Below are 17749 nucleotides of genomic sequence, written 5' to 3'. Positions count from 1 at the left end.
CGGGGCCCGGTCCGCCTCAGGCGGCGGCACCCCGCAGCACACTGGTCATGAGCCGGTCGACGTACGCGGTGCCGATGGGGCGTCCGGTGATCAGCAGCCGGTAGTACAGCGCCCCGGCCAACTGGTCGAAGAGCACCTCGGGATCGATGTCCTCACGCAACTCCCCCGCGTCCCGGGCCTGTTCGATGAGCCGGAGCACCAGGGCGTTGCGCCGGACGAACATGTCCTGCACGGCGGAGCCGATGTCGGCGTGGCGCGCGGCGGCGGCGGCGACCTCCGCGACGAGCCCGGCGGACGCGTCACCCGACGCCGCGGGGCGCCCGGCGAGCCGCATCCGGCCGAGGCCGTCGACGATCGCGTTGAGGTAGCGCGTGAGATCGGCGCGTACGTCGCCCCGGTACTCGACGGGGACCTCGTCCTGCATCCGCGCCACGACGGCGACGACGAGGTGGTCCTTGGTGGGCCATCGCCGGTACAGCGTGGTCTTGGCGACCCCGGCCCGCACCGCCACCTCGTCGACCGAGAAGGCGTCATAGCCGCGTTCGAGCAGCAACTCCAGGGCCGCGCCGGTGATGCGGGCATCCGCCGCCTCGCTGCGCGGCCGACCGCGCCGGACTGCCGGTTCCACGGGCCCACCCCTTATCGCTACGACCGTTTCGTAAAACGAAGGTAGCGCCGCCGGAGGCTTTACGCAACGGTGGTAGCGAAAAGCGGGGGATCGACCACCCGCAGGACAGAATGGTGATCAAGTGCACCCTTCATTACCTGAGTGACACACTGCCGATCACAGAGGCCCGCGCACGCTTCTGCTCCCTCGTCCGCAGGCCTCGCACGCGCGGGAGCGCATCACGATCACCGACCACGGCCAGCCCGCGGCCGTACTGATCAATCCGCAGGAGCTCGCCGAACTCGAAGATGCTCTGGCCCTTGCCCAGTACCAGGCACGCCAGGCATCCGGGAGCGTGGAAACGGTTCCCCATGACCAGGTGCGCGCGACTCGGCCTGGAGCAGCGTTGACGTATCTGATCACCTGGGACGAGAACGCCATCGACCAGGGCGGCTAGCCGAGGAAGAGCGGTAGGCGCGTGGCCAGGTCGCCGAGTGCGGCCGTCTCCGCCCCGGTCGGGGTCCGTCGCCCGGTGCCGACGAGAAGGGCGTCCCGGTCGGAGAGCGACGCGGGGAACGCCGCCCCGGCGATCGACTCCAGGAGCGCCCGCGAGCGGGCCATTCCCTCCGGCGGCGGGTCCGCCGCGTCCGGGAGGTGCGCGATGAGGTCGAGGTGGTGCAGCGTCCACTCCAGGACGTACGTGGTGAGGTACTCGTCGACCGTCAACACCTCGTCGCGCGTGCCGACCCGGGCCGCCGGATCCGCGAGAACCGCCGCCCTGCCCGCGGCCGACCCCACGTCGTCGAGGTGGAACCTGAGCAGCCACGGCTCCTCGTACGCCGCCGCGAGACGCACGGTCAGCGCGTCGAGCGGGTCGTCACCGGTGGGCGGCGTGGTGGAGACCTCCCAGTACGTGACCGCGTCCCGCGTCGGCTCCGAAGCGGCGGGCGTGGCGAGCGTGATCAGGACGTCCTGGGCGTCGATGACCAGGTGGCACACCAGATCCCGTACGAGCCAGCCGGTACAGCCGGACGGGCGGGCGAAGGCCTCGTCCGGAAGTTCGGCGACCGCGGTACGGAGCGCTGCCCATGAGTGGGAGAAGAGATCCATCGCCGCAAGCTAGCAGCGCCCGGCGCCGGTGCTCCCTCGCTCCGCCGGGACTCCGCATATCGCGGGCGTATCGAAATCCGCATACGCCCCCGCAACCGCGCCCCGTCTCCAATGGGGGCCATGACCCCCAACGCCACCCTGGCCGCGCCGTCCCGTCGCGTGCGCGGGATCGTGCTCATCGGCCTCGCGGTCCTCGCCCTGACGGTCGCCGTGTTCCCCATGCGGCGGATGCTCTGGATGGCCGCGCCGCGGTGCATGGCGGGGCGGTGGCACGGCTGTTACGACACGTTCAACGGCCTCGTGCTCATGACGCTGGTCGCGCTGCCGTTGTCCTTGCTCGTGGTGTGGGTGCTGGCGCGGATCCGGCGCGCCGCCGACGGAACCTCGCCGTGGCGGATGTCGCTGGCCGAGGTGGGCATGGTCCATGGCACGGCGCCGTTCCTGTGGATGACCCTGATGCCGGGGGCCCAGCCCGGTGCGGCTCCCGCCCGGGTGAGCCTGGTGCCGCTGCGGGACCTGGTCACGATGGGGCCGCTCGGGATCACCGGCAACCTGCTGGTCTTCGCGTCGCTGGGCTTCTTCGCCCCGATGCGGTTCGCGGCACTGGCGTCCGTGCCGCGGATCCTGGCGCTCGGGGCGGGCTGCTCGGCCCTGGTCGAGATCGCGCAGTACGTCTGCCGGCTGGACCGGGTGTCCTCCGTGGACGACATCCTGGTCAACGCCACCGGCGCCGTACTGGCCGGACTGGCGTCGCGCCGCTGGTGGCGTACGGCGGCGCAGGCGCCCACGGACCGGCCCCGGCCCCGGCCCGCAGTGTCCGGCCGGCTCTAGGCTTCGCACATGCGCGTACTGATCGTGGAGGACGAGCCCTATCTGGCCGAGGCCGTCCGTGACGGTCTGCGGCTGGAGGCCATCGCCGCCGACATCGCGGGCGACGGCGACTCGGCCCTGGAGCTCCTCAGCGTCAACTCCTACGACCTCGCGGTCCTCGACCGCGACATCCCCGGCCCCTCCGGCGACGAGGTCGCCCGGCGCATCGTCGCCTCCGGCAGCGGCATCCCGATCCTCATGCTCACCGCCGCCGACCGGATCGACGACAAGGCGTCCGGGTTCGGGCTCGGCGCCGACGACTACCTCACCAAGCCGTTCGAGCTGCGGGAGCTGGTCCTGCGGCTGAGGGCGCTCGACCGCAGGCGCGCGTACGCCCGGCCCCCGGTCCACGAGATCGCGGGCCTGCGGCTGGACCCGTTCCGCCGGGAGGTCTTCCGCGACGGCCGGTACGTCGCGCTGACCCGTAAGCAGTTCGCCGTACTGGAGGTCCTCGTCGCCGCCGAGGGCGGCATCGTCAGCGCGGAGGAGCTGCTGGAACGGGCCTGGGACGAGAACGCGGACCCGTTCACCAACGCCGTACGCATCACGGTCTCGGCCCTGCGCAAACGGCTCGGCGAACCGTGGCTCATCGCCACGGTGCCCGGCGTCGGCTACCGGATCGACACCGGCACGGACAGCGCCACGAACGCCGCCACGGACGCCCCCGCCTCCGGCGGCCCGCATGCGTAGACGCCCGGGGCTCAGCGTCCGGCTGAAGCTGACCCTCAGCTACGCCGCGTTCCTCGCCGTCGCCGGTGCCCTGTTGCTGGCCGTGGTCTGGGTCTACCTGCTGCGCTACGTACCCGACAACACGCAGGGCCTGCTCGGGATCTCACCCAACCGCTACCTCCTCATCCGCACGTTCGCGCCGCCCGCCGCCATCGCGATGGCCGCGCTGCTCGTGTTCGGCCTCGTGGGCGGATGGCTCCTGGCCGGCCGGATGCTCGCCCCGCTCACGCAGATCACGGACGCGGCACGGCTGGCCGGGTCCGGATCGCTGTCGCACCGGATCCGGATGGAGGGCCGTCAGGACGAATTCCGGGAGCTCTCCGACACGTTCGACGCGATGCTCGGACAACTCGAGTCCCACGTCGCCGAGCAGCAGCGGTTCGCCGCGAACGCCTCCCACGAACTGCGCACCCCACTGGCGATCTCGCGCACGCTCCTCGACGTCGCGCGCAAGGACCCCGCACGGGACCGGGACGAACTCGTCGACCGCCTGTACGAGGTGAACACGCGGGCCATCGACCTCACCGAGGCGCTCCTGCTCCTCAGCCGCGGTGACCGCTCCACGTTCAGGAGGGAGAGCGTCGACCTCTCCCTCCTCGCCGAGGAAGCCGCCGAAACGCTGCTGCCGCTCGCCGAACGACGCCGGATCACCCTCGACGTCAGCGGCACGGCGGCCCGGACCTGCGGCTCCGCGGAGCTCCTGCTGCGCATGGTGACGAACCTCGTCCAGAACGCCGTCGTCCACAACCTGCCCACGGGCGGCACGGTGACGGTCCACACGGAGGCGCACGGCGACACCAGCGTGCTGCGGGTCGAGAGCACGGGCCGCCGGCTGCCCCCGGAACTCGTACCGACCCTGACCGAACCCTTCCAGCGCGGCACGGAACGCGTACGCACGGACGAGCACGCGGGCGCCGGGCTCGGCCTGGCCATCGTGCACAGCATCGTCCGCGCCCACGCCGGAACCCTCGACCTCGCCGCCCGCCCCGCCGGCGGCCTCCTCGTCACGGTCCGCCTTCCGGGCACCGGGCGCCGGGCAGCCGGCTGATCACAGCGGAACGGGCGAACGGCGACGTCAGTCCTTGTCCCCGGCGGGCGGCGCGGGTGGCAGGGTCGGGTGGTCGGGGATCGGATAGACACCGACGGCGAATCCGTGGACGGTGTCACCGCTACGCGGGAGCTTGTCGAACTCGTGGACCACCTGCTCGATGCGCTCCCAGAACTCGGCCGCCTGATCTTCGGAGATCCGGGCCCGCCGGATGAACCCGCGCAGTTGCCCGAGCTCGTACGCCGTGGCCGACTCCTTCGCCGCCACCTCGAAGTCGTTGAAGTCGGGCGGCAGTTGTCCGTCGGAGGACTGCCTGCCGAGGCCGACGAAGAACATCCGCGCGGTGCGGCCGTAGTAACGCTCCTCGATCGCCCGGACCCTACGGGTCCGCACCACGCGCAGCAGACCGGCCTTGGTCAGGACCCCGACATGATGCGCGACGGTGCTCTTCGGCCGCTCGACCGCGGCGGCGAGCTCGGTGACCGTCGCGGCGCGCTCGTGCAGCAGACCGAGGAGGGTGGTGCGCAGGGGGTCGCCGATGGCCCGCACCTGCTCGGCGGTGGTGAGCTCGACCGTTTCGTCGAGTTCGTAGTCCGGAGTATTGCTCGACATAATTCGATTAGACTAGCATCGCCGATTGTTCCAAAACTTTGGATCGTTCACCGGGATGAATCAGCGAGATGAAGGCGGGCAGACGATGACCGAGGTTGTGCTGTTCCATCACGCGCAGGGGCTGACCCCCGGCGTCGAGGCCTTCGCGGCCGAACTCCGCCGGGCGGGCCACACCGTCCACGTGCCGGACCTCTATGAGGGGCACACCTTCGAGACCCTGGAGGAGGGCATCGGCTACGCGAGCGGGACGGGATTCGGCACCGTCATGGAGCGCGGGATCACCGCCGCCCGGTCGCTCGGCGAGGACGTCGTCTACATGGGCTTCTCCCTCGGCGTCATGCCGGCCCAGCGCCTGGCCCAGACCCGTCCCGGAGCCAAGGGCGCGCTGCTCGTCGACGCCTGCCTGCCCGTGTCCGAGTTCGGCGAGGCATGGCCGGCCGGCGTCCCGGTGCAGGTGCACGGGATGGACGGTGACCCGTTCTTCGCCGACGAGGGGGACCTCGACGCCGCCAGGGAGCTGACCGCCGCCACCGACCGGGCGGAGCTGTTCCTCTACCCCGGCAAGAATCATCTGTTCGCGGACTCCTCGCTGGCGTCCTACGACCGGGCCGCGGCCGAGCTGCTGACCGGGCGGGCCATCGAGTTCCTCAACGGCCTGCGGTAGCCGGGGCGGGCCCCGAGTCGGCCGGACCTGCCGCGAAGGACCATCGCCTGTCAGACCTGCCTGGGATGCTCCGAGGATGGAGATGACCGTGCAGCTGACGATCGACTGCTCCGATCCGCAGAAAATGGTGACCTTCTGGGCCGAGGCCCTGGGTTACGTTCCCGAGCCTCCGCCGGCCGGGCACGCCACGTGGCGTGCCTACTGGGCGGCGATGGGGGTGCCCGAGGCGGAGTTGCCGGCCGGCGCCGGGGACATCCCGGAGTCGATCATCGATCCCGAGGGACGTGGGCCGAGGGTGTGGTTCCAGCAGGTCCCGGAAGCGAAGTCCGCCAAGAACCGATGGCACTTCGACCTGAAGGTCGGCGGGGGCCGCGACGTCCCGCTGGACGTCCGCGCCCAGCGGGTCGACGCCACGGTACAGCGGCTGGTCACCGCCGGTGCCACCGTGCTGCGGATCAAGGAAGAGCCGGACATGGGGTTCTACGCCGCTGCCCTGCAGGACCCCGAGGGCAACGAATTCGACGTCGTGTGAGGGGCGTTGAGCCGGACCGGGCAGCACGCTCGGACACCGTCATGCAGGCCGGACACGATCGCTCACCGCCTCGGAGGTCCCGCAGAGATGATCACGTTCCTGATCTCCTTCGTCGCCGACCAGCTCCTGACCCCGGGGCTGCCCGGGCGACGGCGCCGGGAGCGGGCGCAGGAGCGCGTCTTCGCGGACGGCGGCGAGGTGACCTTCGAGGCGTACCTCCTGGGCGACCGCCCGTACTGCCGGCCGGTACCCGTCTTCCTCTCCGCCTCCCGGACCGCGCTGCACGTGTCACCCACCGAGTTCAAGGAGCTCCGGCGCCGCGCGTTGCCCGCCGAGCGGATCGCCGTACAGCGGATACGCCGCCGGGCACGGACGGATCCGCGCTCCATCCCCCCGTACTGGCAGCTCGCCGAATGCAGCGACGGACAGGCCGACATCCTGATCGCCTGCGATCCCGCGCACATGCGGTACGTGACCGAGGCGCTCCGCCCTACCTGAAGCAGTCCAGGATCAGCGGCAGGTCCTCCAGCCACTCACGCAGCCGGGCCCGCTTCCGGGCGGCGATCACGCACGGGTAGGCGGCGCCGTTACGGAGGCGGACGGTGACGCCCAGGTGCTTCGGGCTCGTGGCCGCATACTCGACCGTGCTGATATCCGCCCAGGTGAACCGCACTTCACCCAGCGGCGTTCCGAGCTCGACCCCCATGGCATCGACCAGGACGAAGCTGTCCGCGCTGACCGCCATGAACTCCATGTCGGACCCCGTATCGGGCCCCACGTAGTTCGGCGGCCCGAATCCGGTCGGCGCCTGGTGGAACGGGACGGCGGCGGCCGGTGCGTAGGAGGGCGGTGGCGGTACCGCCACCGTCGGGGAGTACGTCGCCCCACCCGGCACGAACAGGTCCAACAGCCGTTCCGGCGTGGGCCGTTCACCGGGCTCCTTGGCCAGGCACGACGCCACGATCGGCCGCAGGCCGTCCGGTACCACCGCCAGATCCGGCGCCTCGTGCACCGACCGGTACATCAGCCCCATCGGCGTCCCCGCCCCGAACGCGGATCCGCCCGCCGCCGCGACGAGCACGGCCCCGAGCGCGAACACATCGGCGGCTCCCCCGACTTCGAGTCCCTGCGCCTGTTCGGGCGCCAGGAACCCCGGCGTCCCGAAGGCGACTCCGGTGGCCGTCAGGCGGGTCGACTCCAGCGCCCGGGCGATGCCGAAGTCCAGGACCCTCGGGCCGTCCGAGGCCATGATGATGTTCCCGGGCTTCAGGTCACGGTGTACCAGCCCGCAGCCGTGGATCGCCGCCAGCGCCTCGGCGAGCGCCGCGCCGAGCTGCCGCAGCCGCGCCTCACCCATCGGCCCCTCGGCCTCGATCAGCGCGCCGAGCGTGGGCCCGGGGATGTACGCCGTGGCCAGCCAGGGCGCCGCCGCTGCCGGGTCCGCGTCCACCACCGGCGCCGTGTGGAAGCCGCCCACCCTGCGCGCGGCCTCGACCTCGGCACGGAACCGCTCCCGGAAGTGCGGGTCGGTCGCGAGCTCTGAGCGCGCCACCTTCACGGCCACCGCACGCCCGCCGCGTGAACGCGCCAGATAGACGACGCCCATCCCGCCGGCGCCCAACTCCCGCTCCACGGCGTACCCGCCGACACTCTCCGGCAGGCCCACACCGTCCGCCCCGTACCCCATGTGCCGCACGCCCCCCTGTGTTCCAGCGGCTCAGTATGACGCAGGCGGGCCGGGCAGCGGGACGGGACCATGCTCGCCGGCCCGGGCACACCACGCCGTCGCGTCGGACAATCGCCGGGTCCCCTCGCGATGATGCCGCGCCGGCCGATGGCGGACCGGCGCGATCCGAACGAGAGGCCCTAGGGGCGCAGGTTGGCCAGCGCCTGCGGAGTCAGGTGCCGGGCGAGCACGGCAAGGGCATCAGCGACTTCCTGGATCCTTTCCGGATCGCCGGCGCCGAGCGCCTTGGCGAGCGTGTCATCGATCGCGGTCGCCCGGACCCGCACCACGCGGTCCGAGAGGTCGGGGGACTTCCGGACCAGGAGGCGGCGACGGTCGGCGGGGTCGGGCGACGTCACGATCGCGCCCGTCTCCTTGAGACGGGCAACGGCCGTGGATACCTGGCTCTGCGGCAGGCCGGTCCGTGCGGCGATCTCACCGACGGCGCTGTCCGGATGGGCGGCGATATCGCTCACCACGATCAGGACGGACCGGACGGAGCCGCGGTGGCGCCCGCTACCGCCCTCCGGCTCCGGCATGGCCTCTTCGCCGATCTTCATCAGGGTCCGCCCCAGGAGGAACAGTTCGACTCCATTCATGGCGCCACAGTACATCGAGATCGATGCATCTCCCTCAATGCATCTATCTTGATGTATCTAGTTCGATGCAATACCGTCGGGGCCAGGTCCTCGGGTCCGCCGGGGTCGGTCGAAGGGGTGGATCCATGCGGAAATGGCACGCGAACCCGTGGGCGGTCCTGGTGACGCTCTCCCTCGGGTTCTTCATGACCCTGCTGGATCTGACGATCGTGAACATCGCGATCCCGGAGATGATCGACGGGCTCGGCGCCTCGCTCGACCAGACGCTCTGGGTCGTCAGCGGCTACGCGCTCGTCCTGGCGGTGCTGCTGATCACCGCCGGCCGCCTCGGCGACCTGCTCGGGCCGCGCAATGTCTTCGCCGCGGGGCTGGTGATCTTCACCCTGGCCAGCGTCGCCTGCGGAACGGCCCCGGACGCCACCCTGTTGATCGCCGCCCGAGTCGTCCAGGGACTCGGCGCCGCCTTGCTGGTGCCCCAGACGATGGCCCTGATCGTCTCGGTCTTCCCCGCCCAGCGGCGTGGCACCGCCATGGGGATCTGGGGCATGGTCGCGGGTCTGGCCACCCTGTCCGGCCCCACCCTGGGCGGCATCCTGGTCTCCACGGTCGGCTGGCGCTGGATCTTCCTGGTGAACGTGCCCATCGGTCTGGCCGCGCTCGCGCTCACCTTCCTGGTCGTCCCCGACATCCGGCACGGCCTCAAGCACCGCTTCGACGTGATGGGCGTACTGATCGCCACAGCGGCACTGGCCTGCCTGGCCTTCGGCCTCCAGGAGGGCACGCGCTACCACTGGGGCCCCGGTATCTGGACGCTGCTGGGCGCCGGCGCCGCACTCGTCGCGGGCTTCCTGCTGCACCAGCGCGGCAAGCAGGACCAGGAGCCGCTGGTGCCGTTCGCACTCTTCCGTGACCGCAACTTCAGCGTCATGACCGTTCTGGTCGCGCTGGTGTCGATGGCCATGATCGGGCTGGTGCTGCCGTTCAACCTCTATCTGCAGTCGGTCCTGCACCTGAGCGCGATCAAGGCCGGCATGGTGCTCGCCCCGTCCTCACTGGTATCGATGGCCGTCGGGCCGTTCGCGGGAAGGCTCTCGGACCGTCTCGGCGGCAAGTACCTGCTGATGACTGGACTGACGCTGTACGCAACCGGGATGCTCGCCATCGTGCTGATCGCGGGGGTGGCCACCCCCTGGTACGCGTTCGTCCCGGCGACCCTGATCACGGGTCTGGGCATCGGCTGCGTGGTCGCACCGATGTCCACCGAGGCCATGCGGAACGTCGATCCCCGACTGGCCGGCGCCGCCTCAGGCGTCAACAACACGATCCGTCAGGTCGGTTCCGTCATCGGCGCGGCGACGGTCGGCGCTGTGCTGCAGGGCCGGCTGACCGCCGAGCTGGCCACCGGCAAGACATACGCCGACGCGTTCATCGCCACGATGCACGTCACCGCGATCCTCCCGATCGCCGTGGTCCTGGCCGGAGCGCTCGCCTGCCTGCTGGTACGCAACCACACCAAGGCCGAGCCCGCGGGCCTCGTACCGGCCGCGGCCCCCTGCGAGACGACGCCCCGTCGCTGACCGAATGGCCCGCTTGTCCGGCCGCCGGCCCCACCGGTCGGTGGCCCGACAGCACTCCGTCCGACTCCGGGGCGCCCCGCCTGAACGCCGGTTCATCCAGGTCCAACAGGTTTGGGCCACAACGGTGCTGGACGCGCCGCCGCCTCGGGTTCGGTTCCCCAGGATCAGCCGGTCGCGGCGTCGTCCACCTTGAAGTCCATGCTGACCTTGCCGTTGACGACCGACTTCGCGGTCACCGTCACGCCGTACTGCTTGCCCTCCGACGCCAGCTGGCAGCGGATGGTGGCACCCACCTCGGCCGGAAGGTCCTCGGCGCAGGAGAAGGCGTCGGGCGCCTTGCCGACCTGGGCCGTCAGTGCGGCCTTGCCCTGACGGGCGACCTCCGCCCTGTTCACGGACTGACCCCCGGCGCCGGTGCCGGTGCTCGCCGCGTCGGTGGGCTCCGGGTCCGCGGAGCTGCCCGCGCCCGTGGCCTCGTCGACCTTGAAGTCCATGTTGACCTTGTCGCCGTCGACCGACTTGGCGGTGACCGTCATGCCCTGCTTCTTGCCGCCGTCGGTGAGCTCGCACCGTATGGTCGCGCCCACCTCGGCCTTGAGGTCGTCCTCGCAGGTGATGTCGTCGGGTTCCCGGCCGACCTGCTTACCGAGCGCAGCCGACGCCTGCTTGGCGACCTCGTCCTTCTTCACTTCCTTCGAGCCCACGCTCGCCGAACAACCCGCCGCGAACGCCACCGCGAGCAGCGCCCCTGCGGCTCGCACGGCGATACGGCTTCCGGTGGACTGCTGCATGGGGTCTCCTCGGTCAAGAACGATTCATGCCAAGCTACGCGACGCGCAAAATCACCGCCCCGGTTCCCGGTCCCGGCCGATCTCGGCCCACACCGTCTTGCCGACCACCCGCTCGGCCACACCCCACTTCGCCGCCAGCGCCTCGACCAGACGGAGCCCGTGCCCCGCCTCCGCACCTGCCCGCTCCTCGCACACCTCCGGCCGCCGTTCCCTCCGCGCGTCGGAGACCTCGATCCGGACCCCGCCCGCGCCGAGGGCCTGCAACCGCAGCTCGAAGTCCCGTCCCGGTACGTACCCGTGCACCACCGCGTTCGCCGCCAGCTCGGCCACGACCACCGCCACGTCGTCGGACAGCTCACTCCCGTACGGAACCCCCCACTCGTCCAGCTGATGCACGGCAAGCCGGCGTGCGAGCCGGGCGCCACGGCGGGTGGCGGTGAAGCGTTGGACGAACTCGGCGCCCGCAAGGGTGATTTCGGCGTTCATGTGACTCAGCGTGTCCGCGTACTCGTACGCTGACCAGGAGTGACACCACGACGCCGTGAAGCTGTACGGGTCCTCCCTGCCGGCTGTACGGGCTGTCGGCCGTGACCGGGTACGGACAGAGGCGGTACGGGACGGATGGCGAACGCGGAACGCGAAGAACGGCCGGAGCGGCCGGCCGAATCGGACGGTACGGCGCACCTGTTCAGGGCGCTGGGCAAACAGATCAAGGTCCTGCGCGAACGCGCGGGCCTGAGCCAGCGGGAGCTGGGCCTTGCGACGCACTGCGGGGAGGACCTGGTGTCGGCGGTGGAACGGGGCGTACGGACGCCCCAGCTGGACTTCCTTGAGCGTGTGGACCAGGTGCTCGGCGGGGGCGGAGTGCTGGCGGCGGCTGCGGATGAGGTGCGGGAGGCGTTGGCGCGGTCGCGGACGCGGCATCCGGACTGGTTCCGGGACTTCGCGCGCACGGAGGCGGATTCGCTGGCCCTTCACGAATACAGCAACCAGGCGGTACCTGGGCTACTACAAACCGAGGACTATGCCCGCGCGGTCTTCACCCGCCGCCGCCCCTTACTGAACGAAGAGACCGTCGAGAAACGGGTCGCGGACCGCCTTGCCCGCCAGTCGATCTTCGAGCGCTGGCCTGCGCCAACGTTCAGTTTCGTACTGGAGGAGGCGGTGCTGCAGCGCCCCATCGGCGGACGGTCCGTCCACATGGATCAGCTACGCCGACTGCGCCATGTGGGGCAGATGCGGACCGTTGAACTTCAAGTGATGCCGACTGAGCGCGAAGAACACCCATCTATGGACGGTCCCTTCACGCTGCTCACGCCGAAGGGACGCGGAGAGGTCGCCTATACCGAAGTGCAGGGCCACGCTCGACTCATCACCGCTCCTGACGAAGTCCGCGTGGTCAACGAGCGCTATGGGATCATGCGGGCGCAGGCTCTCACCCCGAGGGAGTCCCTGACGCTGATCGAGAAGATGCTGGGAGAGCGATGAACACCGAGCAACTGCACTGGTTCAAGAGCAGCTACAGCGGCGGCGAGGGCGGAACCTGCATCGAGGTCGCCTACGACTGGCGCAAGTCCAGCTACAGCACCGGCGAAGGCGGCAACTGCATCGAGGTAGCCACCTCCCCCGCCACCATCCACATCCGCGACTCCAAGAACCTCCAGGCCCCACACGTAGACGTGACCCCCGCCGCCTGGTCCGTCTTCCTCGCCCACGCCCGCCGGGGCTGATCCGGCAACCGACGGGCATTTCGTACGGGTCCGGCTCTCAGCGAGGACGCACTCCGGTAACCACGACGTCGAGCAGGTGGCCGATCCGACTCGCCCGTTCCCGGGCACCCTCGGTGGCCACCGCGATGCCGTTGGTCAGGTTGAGCAGATCCGAGATCGTGAGGTCACTCCGGGCCATGCCTTCCTGCTGCGCCTGACGCAGGAGTTCCCCGCCCGCCGCACGCACCTCGTCGTGGCGGGCCTCCACGTGTGTCCCGGACTCGGCCAACTCCTCGGCGAGCAGCGCGGCCAGGCCGCGGAACGTGCAGTTGTGCTCCACGACTACCCGCATCCACATTTCGAGGGCCTGCCCGGGTGCGAAGTCGTCCGAGAGCCCACGTGCTCGCGCGCAGAGGGCCCCGACCCGCTCGTCCATCACCGCAGCGGCCAGTGCGCGTCTCCCCCGGAAGTGGCGGTGCAGCGTCGCCGAGCCGACGCCCGCATGCCCGGCAATCCGCTCCAGCGAAACCAACACGCCCTCCTGCGCGAAGAGTTGACCGGCCGATGCCACAATCCGCTCGCGGCTGATCCGGGCATCGGCACGCACGTGCCGATCGGCACCCGCGCGCACCTCGTCGTCTGGCTGCATTCTTTCCCGTCTTCTCGCTAAATGGGGTCTGACCCCGTTTACTGTGGCATGGTGAGGCGCCAGGCTCCTGCCGATCGAAAGGTTCGATGCCCGATGCCCGATGCCCTTGGTGATCGCGACAGGCTTGTCGGTGGCTTCGTGAAACGCCCGTCCCTGGATCGGTATGCCACCGCATTCTCCGAACACTTCGCCATCCACCGGGACGCCGGGGTCATCGAGATCCGTATGCACACTGCGGGCGGATCGGCCGTCCTTTCGCGTGCGCTGCTGAACGCCTGGGGGCGCGTGCTCACGGAGGCCGGCGCGGACCCGGACAACGAGGTCGTGATCATCACGGGCACGGACGGACACTGGATGGCCGGGGTGGACCACCGGTCTTTTGCGCAACCGTTGTCGCAGTGGTCCAGCGACATGCTGTACGAGCAGTACGCAGACGGGGTGCGGATGCTTGAGGGCCTGGTTCTCCACGTCGACGTACCGACCATCGGCGTGCTGAACGGGCCCGGTCCGCGACAGGAACTGGCCTTGATGTGCGACATCACCCTGTGCGCCGACGACGTGGTGATCGCGGACGGGAACTTCGCTGCGGGTTCGGTGCCCGGCGACGGCATGTACCTGGCGCTGGAGGAGCTGATCGGCACCAAGCGTGCCGCCCACCTCGCTTACACGGGAGGGGGAATCGACTCCGCTACCGCGCTGCGGTGGGGGCTGGTCAATGAGGTGCTCCCGAGGGAGCAACTAATGGGCCGGGCCCGCCGTATTGCGGAGACGGTCATGACTGCGCCTCGTACATCACGTCGACTCACCCATGCGGTCGTCAGCCGCCCGTGGCGGCGCAGGATCTCCGAGGACCTCCGTGGCGTGTATGCGCGCCAACTCCTGGCGAGCAGTGGCCATTAGCGCCGCCGCGAACACACCCGTCCATCCGGACACCCGGCACACTCCAAGGAGCTACCAGCGACCATGAACATCGACTCCGTGATCGCGCGACAGCGTGTCGACGACCTGGATGCGGCCATCCCCTTCTACGAGAAGTTGACGGGCCTGACGGCCGCACGCTTCGCCTTCGCCGGGGTGACTCTGGCCGCCATTGGCCCCTTCTTGTTGTTCAGCGGGCCCGACGAGGCGGTGCAACAGGTCGCAGGGGTCGCGGCCACGCTCGCGGTCGTCGACCTGAAAGCGGCAGTCGACGAAGCCGTGACGGCCGGGGCCACCGTGCTGAGGCCGGCCCAGCCCACGCCCAACGGCCATCGCGCGGTGCTCCGCCATCCCCACGGAGGCGTGTACGAGTACGTCGGCCCCTGAGCAACCCGTCACATCCTGGCCGCCCAGTACGCGTGCCGGGCCTGCCGGGCCTGCCCCCGGATCGCACGTCACCGGGTCGCGGGAATCCACGATGCGGTGCCCACGACGTGGATTTCCGCGACCCGGTGGCCTACGACGTAAAAGCTTTTAAAGGCTCTTGGAAGAGAACTAAATACCCACCCAACCCGCCCGGCGTCCTCGTCACCCGCACGGGTGAGGTTCGCCAACTGAGCTGGATTTGCACCCGGTTGCGTGGCATATGCTCACCGCACCAAACTTCAGACTCTGACGGCCCCCGCCGGGACGACAATCCCGAGCGGGGGCCTGACCAACACGGAAGTGACACCTTCCTGATGGCTACCTCGCAGGTTATCGCGGCCCCCTACGTCCCGCCCTCTGGCGTCGAACATGTCAACGTTCGCCACACCGAGCGCTTCACCGTCGTGGGCAATCACCTCAGCCAGCACCCCGAACTCTCGCTTGCCGCCCGGGGTCTCGCCCTCCACATCCAGTCGCTGCCGCCCGGCGCCAAGGTCGGCATCAAGGTCCTCGCCGCCCGCCTGCCCGCCGACAGCGAGCACCGCATCGCCGAGGCCCTGCGGGAGCTGGAGCAGCATGGCTACCTGAAGCGCACGCGGGTGCGTTCGCCGGAGGGCAAGGTCTACACGCGCACGGTGTCGTACAACCACCCGGATCCGGCCGCGCTCGACAAGGCGCAGACGCAGACGGCCAAGCCGCGCAGGCCCCGCCCGGCACCGGCACCGGCACCCTCACCGAAGCCGACAGTCGTGCCGCCCCCACCCGCGGCGCAGCCCGAACCCGAGCCTGCGCCCCTCCCCCGCGTCCCCGCGCCCACCGCCAAGAAGCCCCCGCGCCCTCCGTTGCCCCAGCCGGTCAACCCCCGGCCGCAACTGCTCCAGGCTGCCGCGCTCCTGCTCGTCGGTCTCCAGAACCAGGACGCCGAACTCGTCCTGACCGAGGAGCAGATCGACTTCCTCGCTCCCGGTGTGGCGGCATGGTTCGAACGGGACGCCTCGCCCGCCGCCGTACGCAAGGCGCTCACCGAGGACCTGCCCCGGCCCGTACGGTTCCCGGCGCAGCTGGTGCGGCACCGGCTCACGGTCTCGCTGCCGTCCGGACGCTCCCTGCCCGCCGCGTTCCGGCCCGTGCCGATGCAGAACTGCGACGGCTGTGACCGGGCGTTCAGAGCTCCGGAGCCGGGCAACTGCGACGAGTGCGCAGGGGCCACGGACACGTACCCGCTGAACAGCTGCGGTTGAATGGGGCGGTGAACGAGACCGCAGCGCTCCTCCTCCGTCAGGCCGTCCGTCGTACTCAGGAGGCCACCCGTGAGCGTGCCGCCACGGGGCGCGGCCCGGAGGAAGCCGATGACGTTGCGGGCACGTTCTCCACGGACGGGGCGCTCGGCTTCGATCCGCTGCCACTTCTGCGGGCTCTGCACGAGGCCGGGTCCGGCGCGGTGGTCATCGGCCAGGTCGCCGGGATCATGCACGGCTCGACCGAGCTGACGGGCGACCTCGACCTGCTGTGGGACGGCTCCCCCGAACAGGGGCGCGCCCTGCACGCCGCCCTGGCTGCCACAGGCTGCACGGCCCTGCCCGAGCTGGACCGGCCGCAGGTGGAGTACCAGGTGCCCGGTGTCAGCGGCGACTTGTGCACGCCCGCCCTCCCCTGGGGTGACATGGACGTCGTGCCCTGCCTCGCCCGGGCCGTGCGTACCTGTGACCCGGCCGGATTCGCCATCCAGTACGTCGACTTGGACGACCTGATCCGCATGAGGCACGCCCTCGGCCGCCCCAAGGATCTCCGTCGCGCGGCCGAACTCGATGCCTTGCGCGCCTGAGGAGCGCACGCGCAGGGGCTGTTGATCTTCTTCCCCTGCGGAATCCGCGGTGAGAGGCTGGGTGACTTCGGAGGGATTGGGGGGCGGAGATGTCCAAGGAGCAGGTGCGCCGGGCGAAGCTGGAGGGGTTGAACGCGGGCGATGTTTGCAATGGGGTCGTTTCAGGGATCGAAGCGTTCGGTGTGTTCGTCGACATCGGGGGTTTGGACGGCGTGGTGAACTGCGCCGAGTGGACCTGGGGGACTCATTACGAGGCTTACGAGGCGATATCGGATGTCGTTGAGATCGGTCAGGAGGTGACCGTCGTCGTCCTGGGCGTTGACCTGGATCGAGGACAGTGCGCACTGTCGCTCAAGGCGCTCCATCCCGACCCACTGCCAGAGTTCGCGCGCACGCACTTCGGCCGTGTCGTCACAGGTCGCGTGGAGAAGGTGGTGAACATCGGCGCGTTCGTCCAAGTGGACCAGCACTACGCAGGGCTGGTCCCGTGGCCCGAGCTCGCAGACCACATGTCCGACCCCTCGGATTACGCCCTGCAGGCGGGCGACGAGGTCGCGGTGGAGGTCGTTGCCATCAACCTTGTACACCGTCGGATCCTGTTGTCCCTTCGCCCATGAGATCCCCTGACAACTCCGACCACCGGGAGCCCCTCCGATGACCGCACAACCCGCACGCCCCGATCGCAGCGGCCTCGCGGCCGCCTCGGTCATGGATGTCCCGCCGTTCACGCCTTCCCTCGTCAAGGCGGTATTCAGGGACGTGACCCCGATGCACGTATCCCGGCCGGCCGCGACAGCCGCCGCGTCGGTGACACGGACCGTCCTGGCGGAGATCATCGGCGCCGCGAGGAGAGCGGCGGCGGAGGAGAACCGGAAGAAGCTGCTTCCCAAGGACCTGATCTCGGCGATCGACCGGAACGTCGAACTCGAGGTGGGGGGCGAGTGGTTCGGATACAGCTCGACGTTCAAGGAGCGGATGGGTGTCATGCGCGACGCCGCGGGTGTCATCGTGACCCCTCCCAAGCGCAGCAGATCGCGCAGAGCGAGTGCTGTGGCCGGCTCCCACCGGTTCGAGGCCGGGGTCAGAAAGCTGCTGCGGAGCCAGGGGGTGACGGCCGTCCCTGCGATGGTCCGCGACCTGGACGGGATCGCGAGCACGTTTTTGACGGACCTCGCCCGGGATGCGGTCATGGTCGCCCGCAAGGGAGGGGGCAGGCGGACCGTCGGCCGGGATGACGTCATGGCCGCCACCAGCATGCGGTTGTTCGTCGGCATCAGGCAGCTCGCCCTCGCCGAGGCACGCGAGGCGACACGGGTCACTTCGGCGGGCTGAGCGGGTGCGGTCCACCGCCGGCGTC

23 protein-coding genes are annotated in these 17749 nt (G+C 70.2%); 15 read left to right on the top strand and 8 right to left on the bottom strand.

Annotated features, from left to right (window positions below; translation table 11 throughout):
• Positions 1–16: 16 nt before the first annotated feature.
• Positions 17–628 (bottom strand): TetR/AcrR family transcriptional regulator, encoded by a 612-nt coding sequence (locus tag OG959_RS22090; protein ID WP_326660969.1) that lies wholly within the window; start codon positions 626–628, stop codon positions 17–19.
• A gap of 432 nt (positions 629–1060) precedes the next feature.
• Positions 1061–1717 carry a maleylpyruvate isomerase N-terminal domain-containing protein gene (locus tag OG959_RS22080; RefSeq protein ID WP_326660968.1) on the bottom strand — a complete coding sequence of 219 codons (657 nt, stop codon included), beginning with the start codon at positions 1715–1717 and terminating at the stop codon, positions 1061–1063.
• A gap of 120 nt (positions 1718–1837) precedes the next feature.
• Here OG959_RS22080 and OG959_RS22075 point away from each other — a divergent pair, with 120 nt between their 5' ends.
• Genes OG959_RS22075 through OG959_RS22065 form a run of 3 tightly spaced genes read left to right on the top strand, consistent with a single transcriptional unit; the run spans position 1838 to position 4364 of the window.
• Complete coding sequence (locus OG959_RS22075; protein ID WP_326660965.1) at positions 1838–2548, top strand: VanZ family protein; 711 nt, start codon at positions 1838–1840, stop codon at positions 2546–2548.
• A gap of 9 nt (positions 2549–2557) precedes the next feature.
• A complete protein-coding gene (locus OG959_RS22070) occupies positions 2558–3277 on the top strand; it encodes a response regulator transcription factor (protein ID WP_326660963.1) in 720 nt (239 codons plus the stop codon).
• Positions 3270–4364 (top strand): sensor histidine kinase, encoded by a 1095-nt coding sequence (locus OG959_RS22065; RefSeq protein ID WP_326660961.1) that lies wholly within the window; start codon positions 3270–3272, stop codon positions 4362–4364. Before OG959_RS22070 ends, OG959_RS22065 begins: the two co-directional genes overlap by 8 nt.
• Before the next feature lie 27 nt (positions 4365–4391).
• Here the strand turns inward: OG959_RS22065 and OG959_RS22060 are convergent, their stop codons facing one another.
• Positions 4392–4976 carry an ArsR/SmtB family transcription factor gene (locus OG959_RS22060; RefSeq protein WP_326660959.1) on the bottom strand — a complete coding sequence of 195 codons (585 nt, stop codon included), beginning with the start codon at positions 4974–4976 and terminating at the stop codon, positions 4392–4394.
• 85 nt (positions 4977–5061) lie between these two features.
• Here OG959_RS22060 and OG959_RS22055 point away from each other — a divergent pair, with 85 nt between their 5' ends.
• The 3 genes from OG959_RS22055 to OG959_RS22045 all read left to right on the top strand — a co-directional run bounded on the left by OG959_RS22055 (position 5062) and on the right by OG959_RS22045 (position 6670).
• Positions 5062–5640 carry a dienelactone hydrolase family protein gene (locus OG959_RS22055; protein ID WP_326660957.1) on the top strand — a complete coding sequence of 193 codons (579 nt, stop codon included), beginning with the start codon at positions 5062–5064 and terminating at the stop codon, positions 5638–5640.
• Positions 5641–5716: 76 nt separating this feature from the next.
• A complete protein-coding gene (locus OG959_RS22050; RefSeq protein ID WP_326660955.1) occupies positions 5717–6172 on the top strand; it encodes a VOC family protein in 456 nt (151 codons plus the stop codon).
• A gap of 87 nt (positions 6173–6259) precedes the next feature.
• Positions 6260–6670: a hypothetical protein gene (locus OG959_RS22045; protein ID WP_326660953.1), complete on the top strand. Its 411-nt coding sequence runs from the start codon at positions 6260–6262 to the stop codon at positions 6668–6670.
• On the opposite strand, the gene OG959_RS22040 is transcribed toward OG959_RS22045, so the two are convergent.
• Entirely contained in the window at positions 6663–7859 is a 1197-nt protein-coding gene (locus OG959_RS22040) for a serine/threonine-protein kinase (protein ID WP_326666538.1), read from the bottom strand. The genes OG959_RS22045 and OG959_RS22040 overlap by 8 nt on opposite strands.
• Before the next feature lie 179 nt (positions 7860–8038).
• A complete protein-coding gene (locus OG959_RS22035) occupies positions 8039–8497 on the bottom strand; it encodes a helix-turn-helix domain-containing protein (RefSeq protein ID WP_326660952.1) in 459 nt (152 codons plus the stop codon).
• 125 nt (positions 8498–8622) lie between these two features.
• On the opposite strand from OG959_RS22035, the gene OG959_RS22030 reads away from it, so the two are divergent.
• Positions 8623–10074, top strand: coding sequence for a DHA2 family efflux MFS transporter permease subunit (locus tag OG959_RS22030; protein WP_326660951.1), 1452 nt, complete (start codon positions 8623–8625; stop codon positions 10072–10074).
• 164 nt (positions 10075–10238) lie between these two features.
• Here the strand turns inward: OG959_RS22030 and OG959_RS22025 are convergent, their stop codons facing one another.
• Both OG959_RS22025 and OG959_RS22020 read right to left on the bottom strand, forming a co-directional pair.
• Positions 10239–10865 (bottom strand): DUF4333 domain-containing protein, encoded by a 627-nt coding sequence (locus OG959_RS22025; protein WP_326660949.1) that lies wholly within the window; start codon positions 10863–10865, stop codon positions 10239–10241.
• A 51-nt stretch (positions 10866–10916) separates the two neighbouring features.
• Complete coding sequence (locus OG959_RS22020; RefSeq protein WP_326660947.1) at positions 10917–11351, bottom strand: ATP-binding protein; 435 nt, start codon at positions 11349–11351, stop codon at positions 10917–10919.
• A gap of 135 nt (positions 11352–11486) precedes the next feature.
• Here OG959_RS22020 and OG959_RS22015 point away from each other — a divergent pair, with 135 nt between their 5' ends.
• On the top strand, positions 11487–12353 hold the full coding sequence (locus OG959_RS22015) for a helix-turn-helix domain-containing protein (protein WP_326660945.1): 867 nt from the start codon (positions 11487–11489) through the stop codon (positions 12351–12353).
• On the top strand, positions 12350–12595 hold the full coding sequence (locus tag OG959_RS22010) for a DUF397 domain-containing protein (RefSeq protein ID WP_326660943.1): 246 nt from the start codon (positions 12350–12352) through the stop codon (positions 12593–12595). The genes OG959_RS22015 and OG959_RS22010 overlap by 4 nt, the downstream gene beginning before the upstream one ends.
• 37 nt (positions 12596–12632) lie before the next feature.
• On the opposite strand, the gene OG959_RS22005 is transcribed toward OG959_RS22010, so the two are convergent.
• Entirely contained in the window at positions 12633–13223 is a 591-nt protein-coding gene (locus tag OG959_RS22005; RefSeq protein ID WP_326660941.1) for a TetR/AcrR family transcriptional regulator, read from the bottom strand.
• Between the two features lie 48 nt (positions 13224–13271).
• On the opposite strand from OG959_RS22005, the gene OG959_RS22000 reads away from it, so the two are divergent.
• From OG959_RS22000 to OG959_RS21975, 6 genes are all read left to right on the top strand, one after another.
• Positions 13272–14123 (top strand): enoyl-CoA hydratase/isomerase family protein, encoded by an 852-nt coding sequence (locus OG959_RS22000; RefSeq protein WP_326660939.1) that lies wholly within the window; start codon positions 13272–13274, stop codon positions 14121–14123.
• A gap of 63 nt (positions 14124–14186) precedes the next feature.
• A complete protein-coding gene (locus OG959_RS21995) occupies positions 14187–14528 on the top strand; it encodes a VOC family protein (protein ID WP_326660937.1) in 342 nt (113 codons plus the stop codon).
• Between the two features lie 353 nt (positions 14529–14881).
• Complete coding sequence (locus tag OG959_RS21990; RefSeq protein ID WP_326660935.1) at positions 14882–15808, top strand: helix-turn-helix domain-containing protein; 927 nt, start codon at positions 14882–14884, stop codon at positions 15806–15808.
• An 8-nt stretch (positions 15809–15816) separates the two neighbouring features.
• Positions 15817–16392, top strand: a complete 576-nt coding sequence (locus tag OG959_RS21985) for a hypothetical protein (protein ID WP_326660933.1) — start codon at positions 15817–15819, stop codon at positions 16390–16392.
• Positions 16393–16481: 89 nt separating this feature from the next.
• Positions 16482–17009: a S1 RNA-binding domain-containing protein gene (locus OG959_RS21980; protein ID WP_326660931.1), complete on the top strand. Its 528-nt coding sequence runs from the start codon at positions 16482–16484 to the stop codon at positions 17007–17009.
• Positions 17010–17046: 37 nt separating this feature from the next.
• Entirely contained in the window at positions 17047–17724 is a 678-nt protein-coding gene (locus OG959_RS21975) for a hypothetical protein (protein WP_326660929.1), read from the top strand.
• Positions 17725–17749 lie beyond the last annotated feature (25 nt).

Source organism: Streptomyces sp. NBC_00385 (assembly GCF_035917155.1).
In the GTDB taxonomy this organism is placed as follows: domain Bacteria; phylum Actinomycetota; class Actinomycetes; order Streptomycetales; family Streptomycetaceae; genus Streptomyces; species Streptomyces poriferorum.
Note: the sequence above shows the minus strand (reverse complement) of the source record. Positions and strands in the feature narration are given on the sequence as shown.

What these genes read in the sequence shown, in the direction of transcription:
- OG959_RS22075 (WP_326660965.1), top strand. Translation starts at nt 1,838, where the DNA reads ATGACCCCCAACGCCACCCTGGCCGCGCCGTCCCGTCGCGTGCGCGGG.
- OG959_RS21995 (WP_326660937.1), top strand. Translation starts at nt 14,187, where the DNA reads ATGAACATCGACTCCGTGATCGCGCGACAGCGTGTCGACGACCTGGAT.
- OG959_RS22015 (WP_326660945.1), top strand. Translation starts at nt 11,487, where the DNA reads ATGGCGAACGCGGAACGCGAAGAACGGCCGGAGCGGCCGGCCGAATCG.
- OG959_RS22045 (WP_326660953.1), top strand. Translation starts at nt 6,260, where the DNA reads ATGATCACGTTCCTGATCTCCTTCGTCGCCGACCAGCTCCTGACCCCG.
- OG959_RS22035 (WP_326660952.1), bottom strand. Translation starts at nt 8,497, where the DNA reads ATGAATGGAGTCGAACTGTTCCTCCTGGGGCGGACCCTGATGAAGATC.
- OG959_RS22055 (WP_326660957.1), top strand. Translation starts at nt 5,062, where the DNA reads ATGACCGAGGTTGTGCTGTTCCATCACGCGCAGGGGCTGACCCCCGGC.
- OG959_RS22050 (WP_326660955.1), top strand. Translation starts at nt 5,717, where the DNA reads ATGGAGATGACCGTGCAGCTGACGATCGACTGCTCCGATCCGCAGAAA.
- OG959_RS21975 (WP_326660929.1), top strand. Translation starts at nt 17,047, where the DNA reads ATGACCGCACAACCCGCACGCCCCGATCGCAGCGGCCTCGCGGCCGCC.
- OG959_RS22020 (WP_326660947.1), bottom strand. Translation starts at nt 11,351, where the DNA reads ATGAACGCCGAAATCACCCTTGCGGGCGCCGAGTTCGTCCAACGCTTC.
- OG959_RS21980 (WP_326660931.1), top strand. Translation starts at nt 16,482, where the DNA reads ATGTCCAAGGAGCAGGTGCGCCGGGCGAAGCTGGAGGGGTTGAACGCG.
- OG959_RS22080 (WP_326660968.1), bottom strand. Translation starts at nt 1,717, where the DNA reads ATGGATCTCTTCTCCCACTCATGGGCAGCGCTCCGTACCGCGGTCGCC.
- OG959_RS22040 (WP_326666538.1), bottom strand. Translation starts at nt 7,859, where the DNA reads ATGGGGTACGGGGCGGACGGTGTGGGCCTGCCGGAGAGTGTCGGCGGG.
- OG959_RS22060 (WP_326660959.1), bottom strand. Translation starts at nt 4,976, where the DNA reads ATGTCGAGCAATACTCCGGACTACGAACTCGACGAAACGGTCGAGCTC.
- OG959_RS22025 (WP_326660949.1), bottom strand. Translation starts at nt 10,865, where the DNA reads ATGCAGCAGTCCACCGGAAGCCGTATCGCCGTGCGAGCCGCAGGGGCG.
- OG959_RS22005 (WP_326660941.1), bottom strand. Translation starts at nt 13,223, where the DNA reads ATGCAGCCAGACGACGAGGTGCGCGCGGGTGCCGATCGGCACGTGCGT.
- OG959_RS22030 (WP_326660951.1), top strand. Translation starts at nt 8,623, where the DNA reads ATGCGGAAATGGCACGCGAACCCGTGGGCGGTCCTGGTGACGCTCTCC.
- OG959_RS22065 (WP_326660961.1), top strand. Translation starts at nt 3,270, where the DNA reads ATGCGTAGACGCCCGGGGCTCAGCGTCCGGCTGAAGCTGACCCTCAGC.
- OG959_RS22070 (WP_326660963.1), top strand. Translation starts at nt 2,558, where the DNA reads ATGCGCGTACTGATCGTGGAGGACGAGCCCTATCTGGCCGAGGCCGTC.
- OG959_RS22010 (WP_326660943.1), top strand. Translation starts at nt 12,350, where the DNA reads ATGAACACCGAGCAACTGCACTGGTTCAAGAGCAGCTACAGCGGCGGC.
- OG959_RS22000 (WP_326660939.1), top strand. Translation starts at nt 13,272, where the DNA reads ATGGTGAGGCGCCAGGCTCCTGCCGATCGAAAGGTTCGATGCCCGATG.
- OG959_RS21990 (WP_326660935.1), top strand. Translation starts at nt 14,882, where the DNA reads ATGGCTACCTCGCAGGTTATCGCGGCCCCCTACGTCCCGCCCTCTGGC.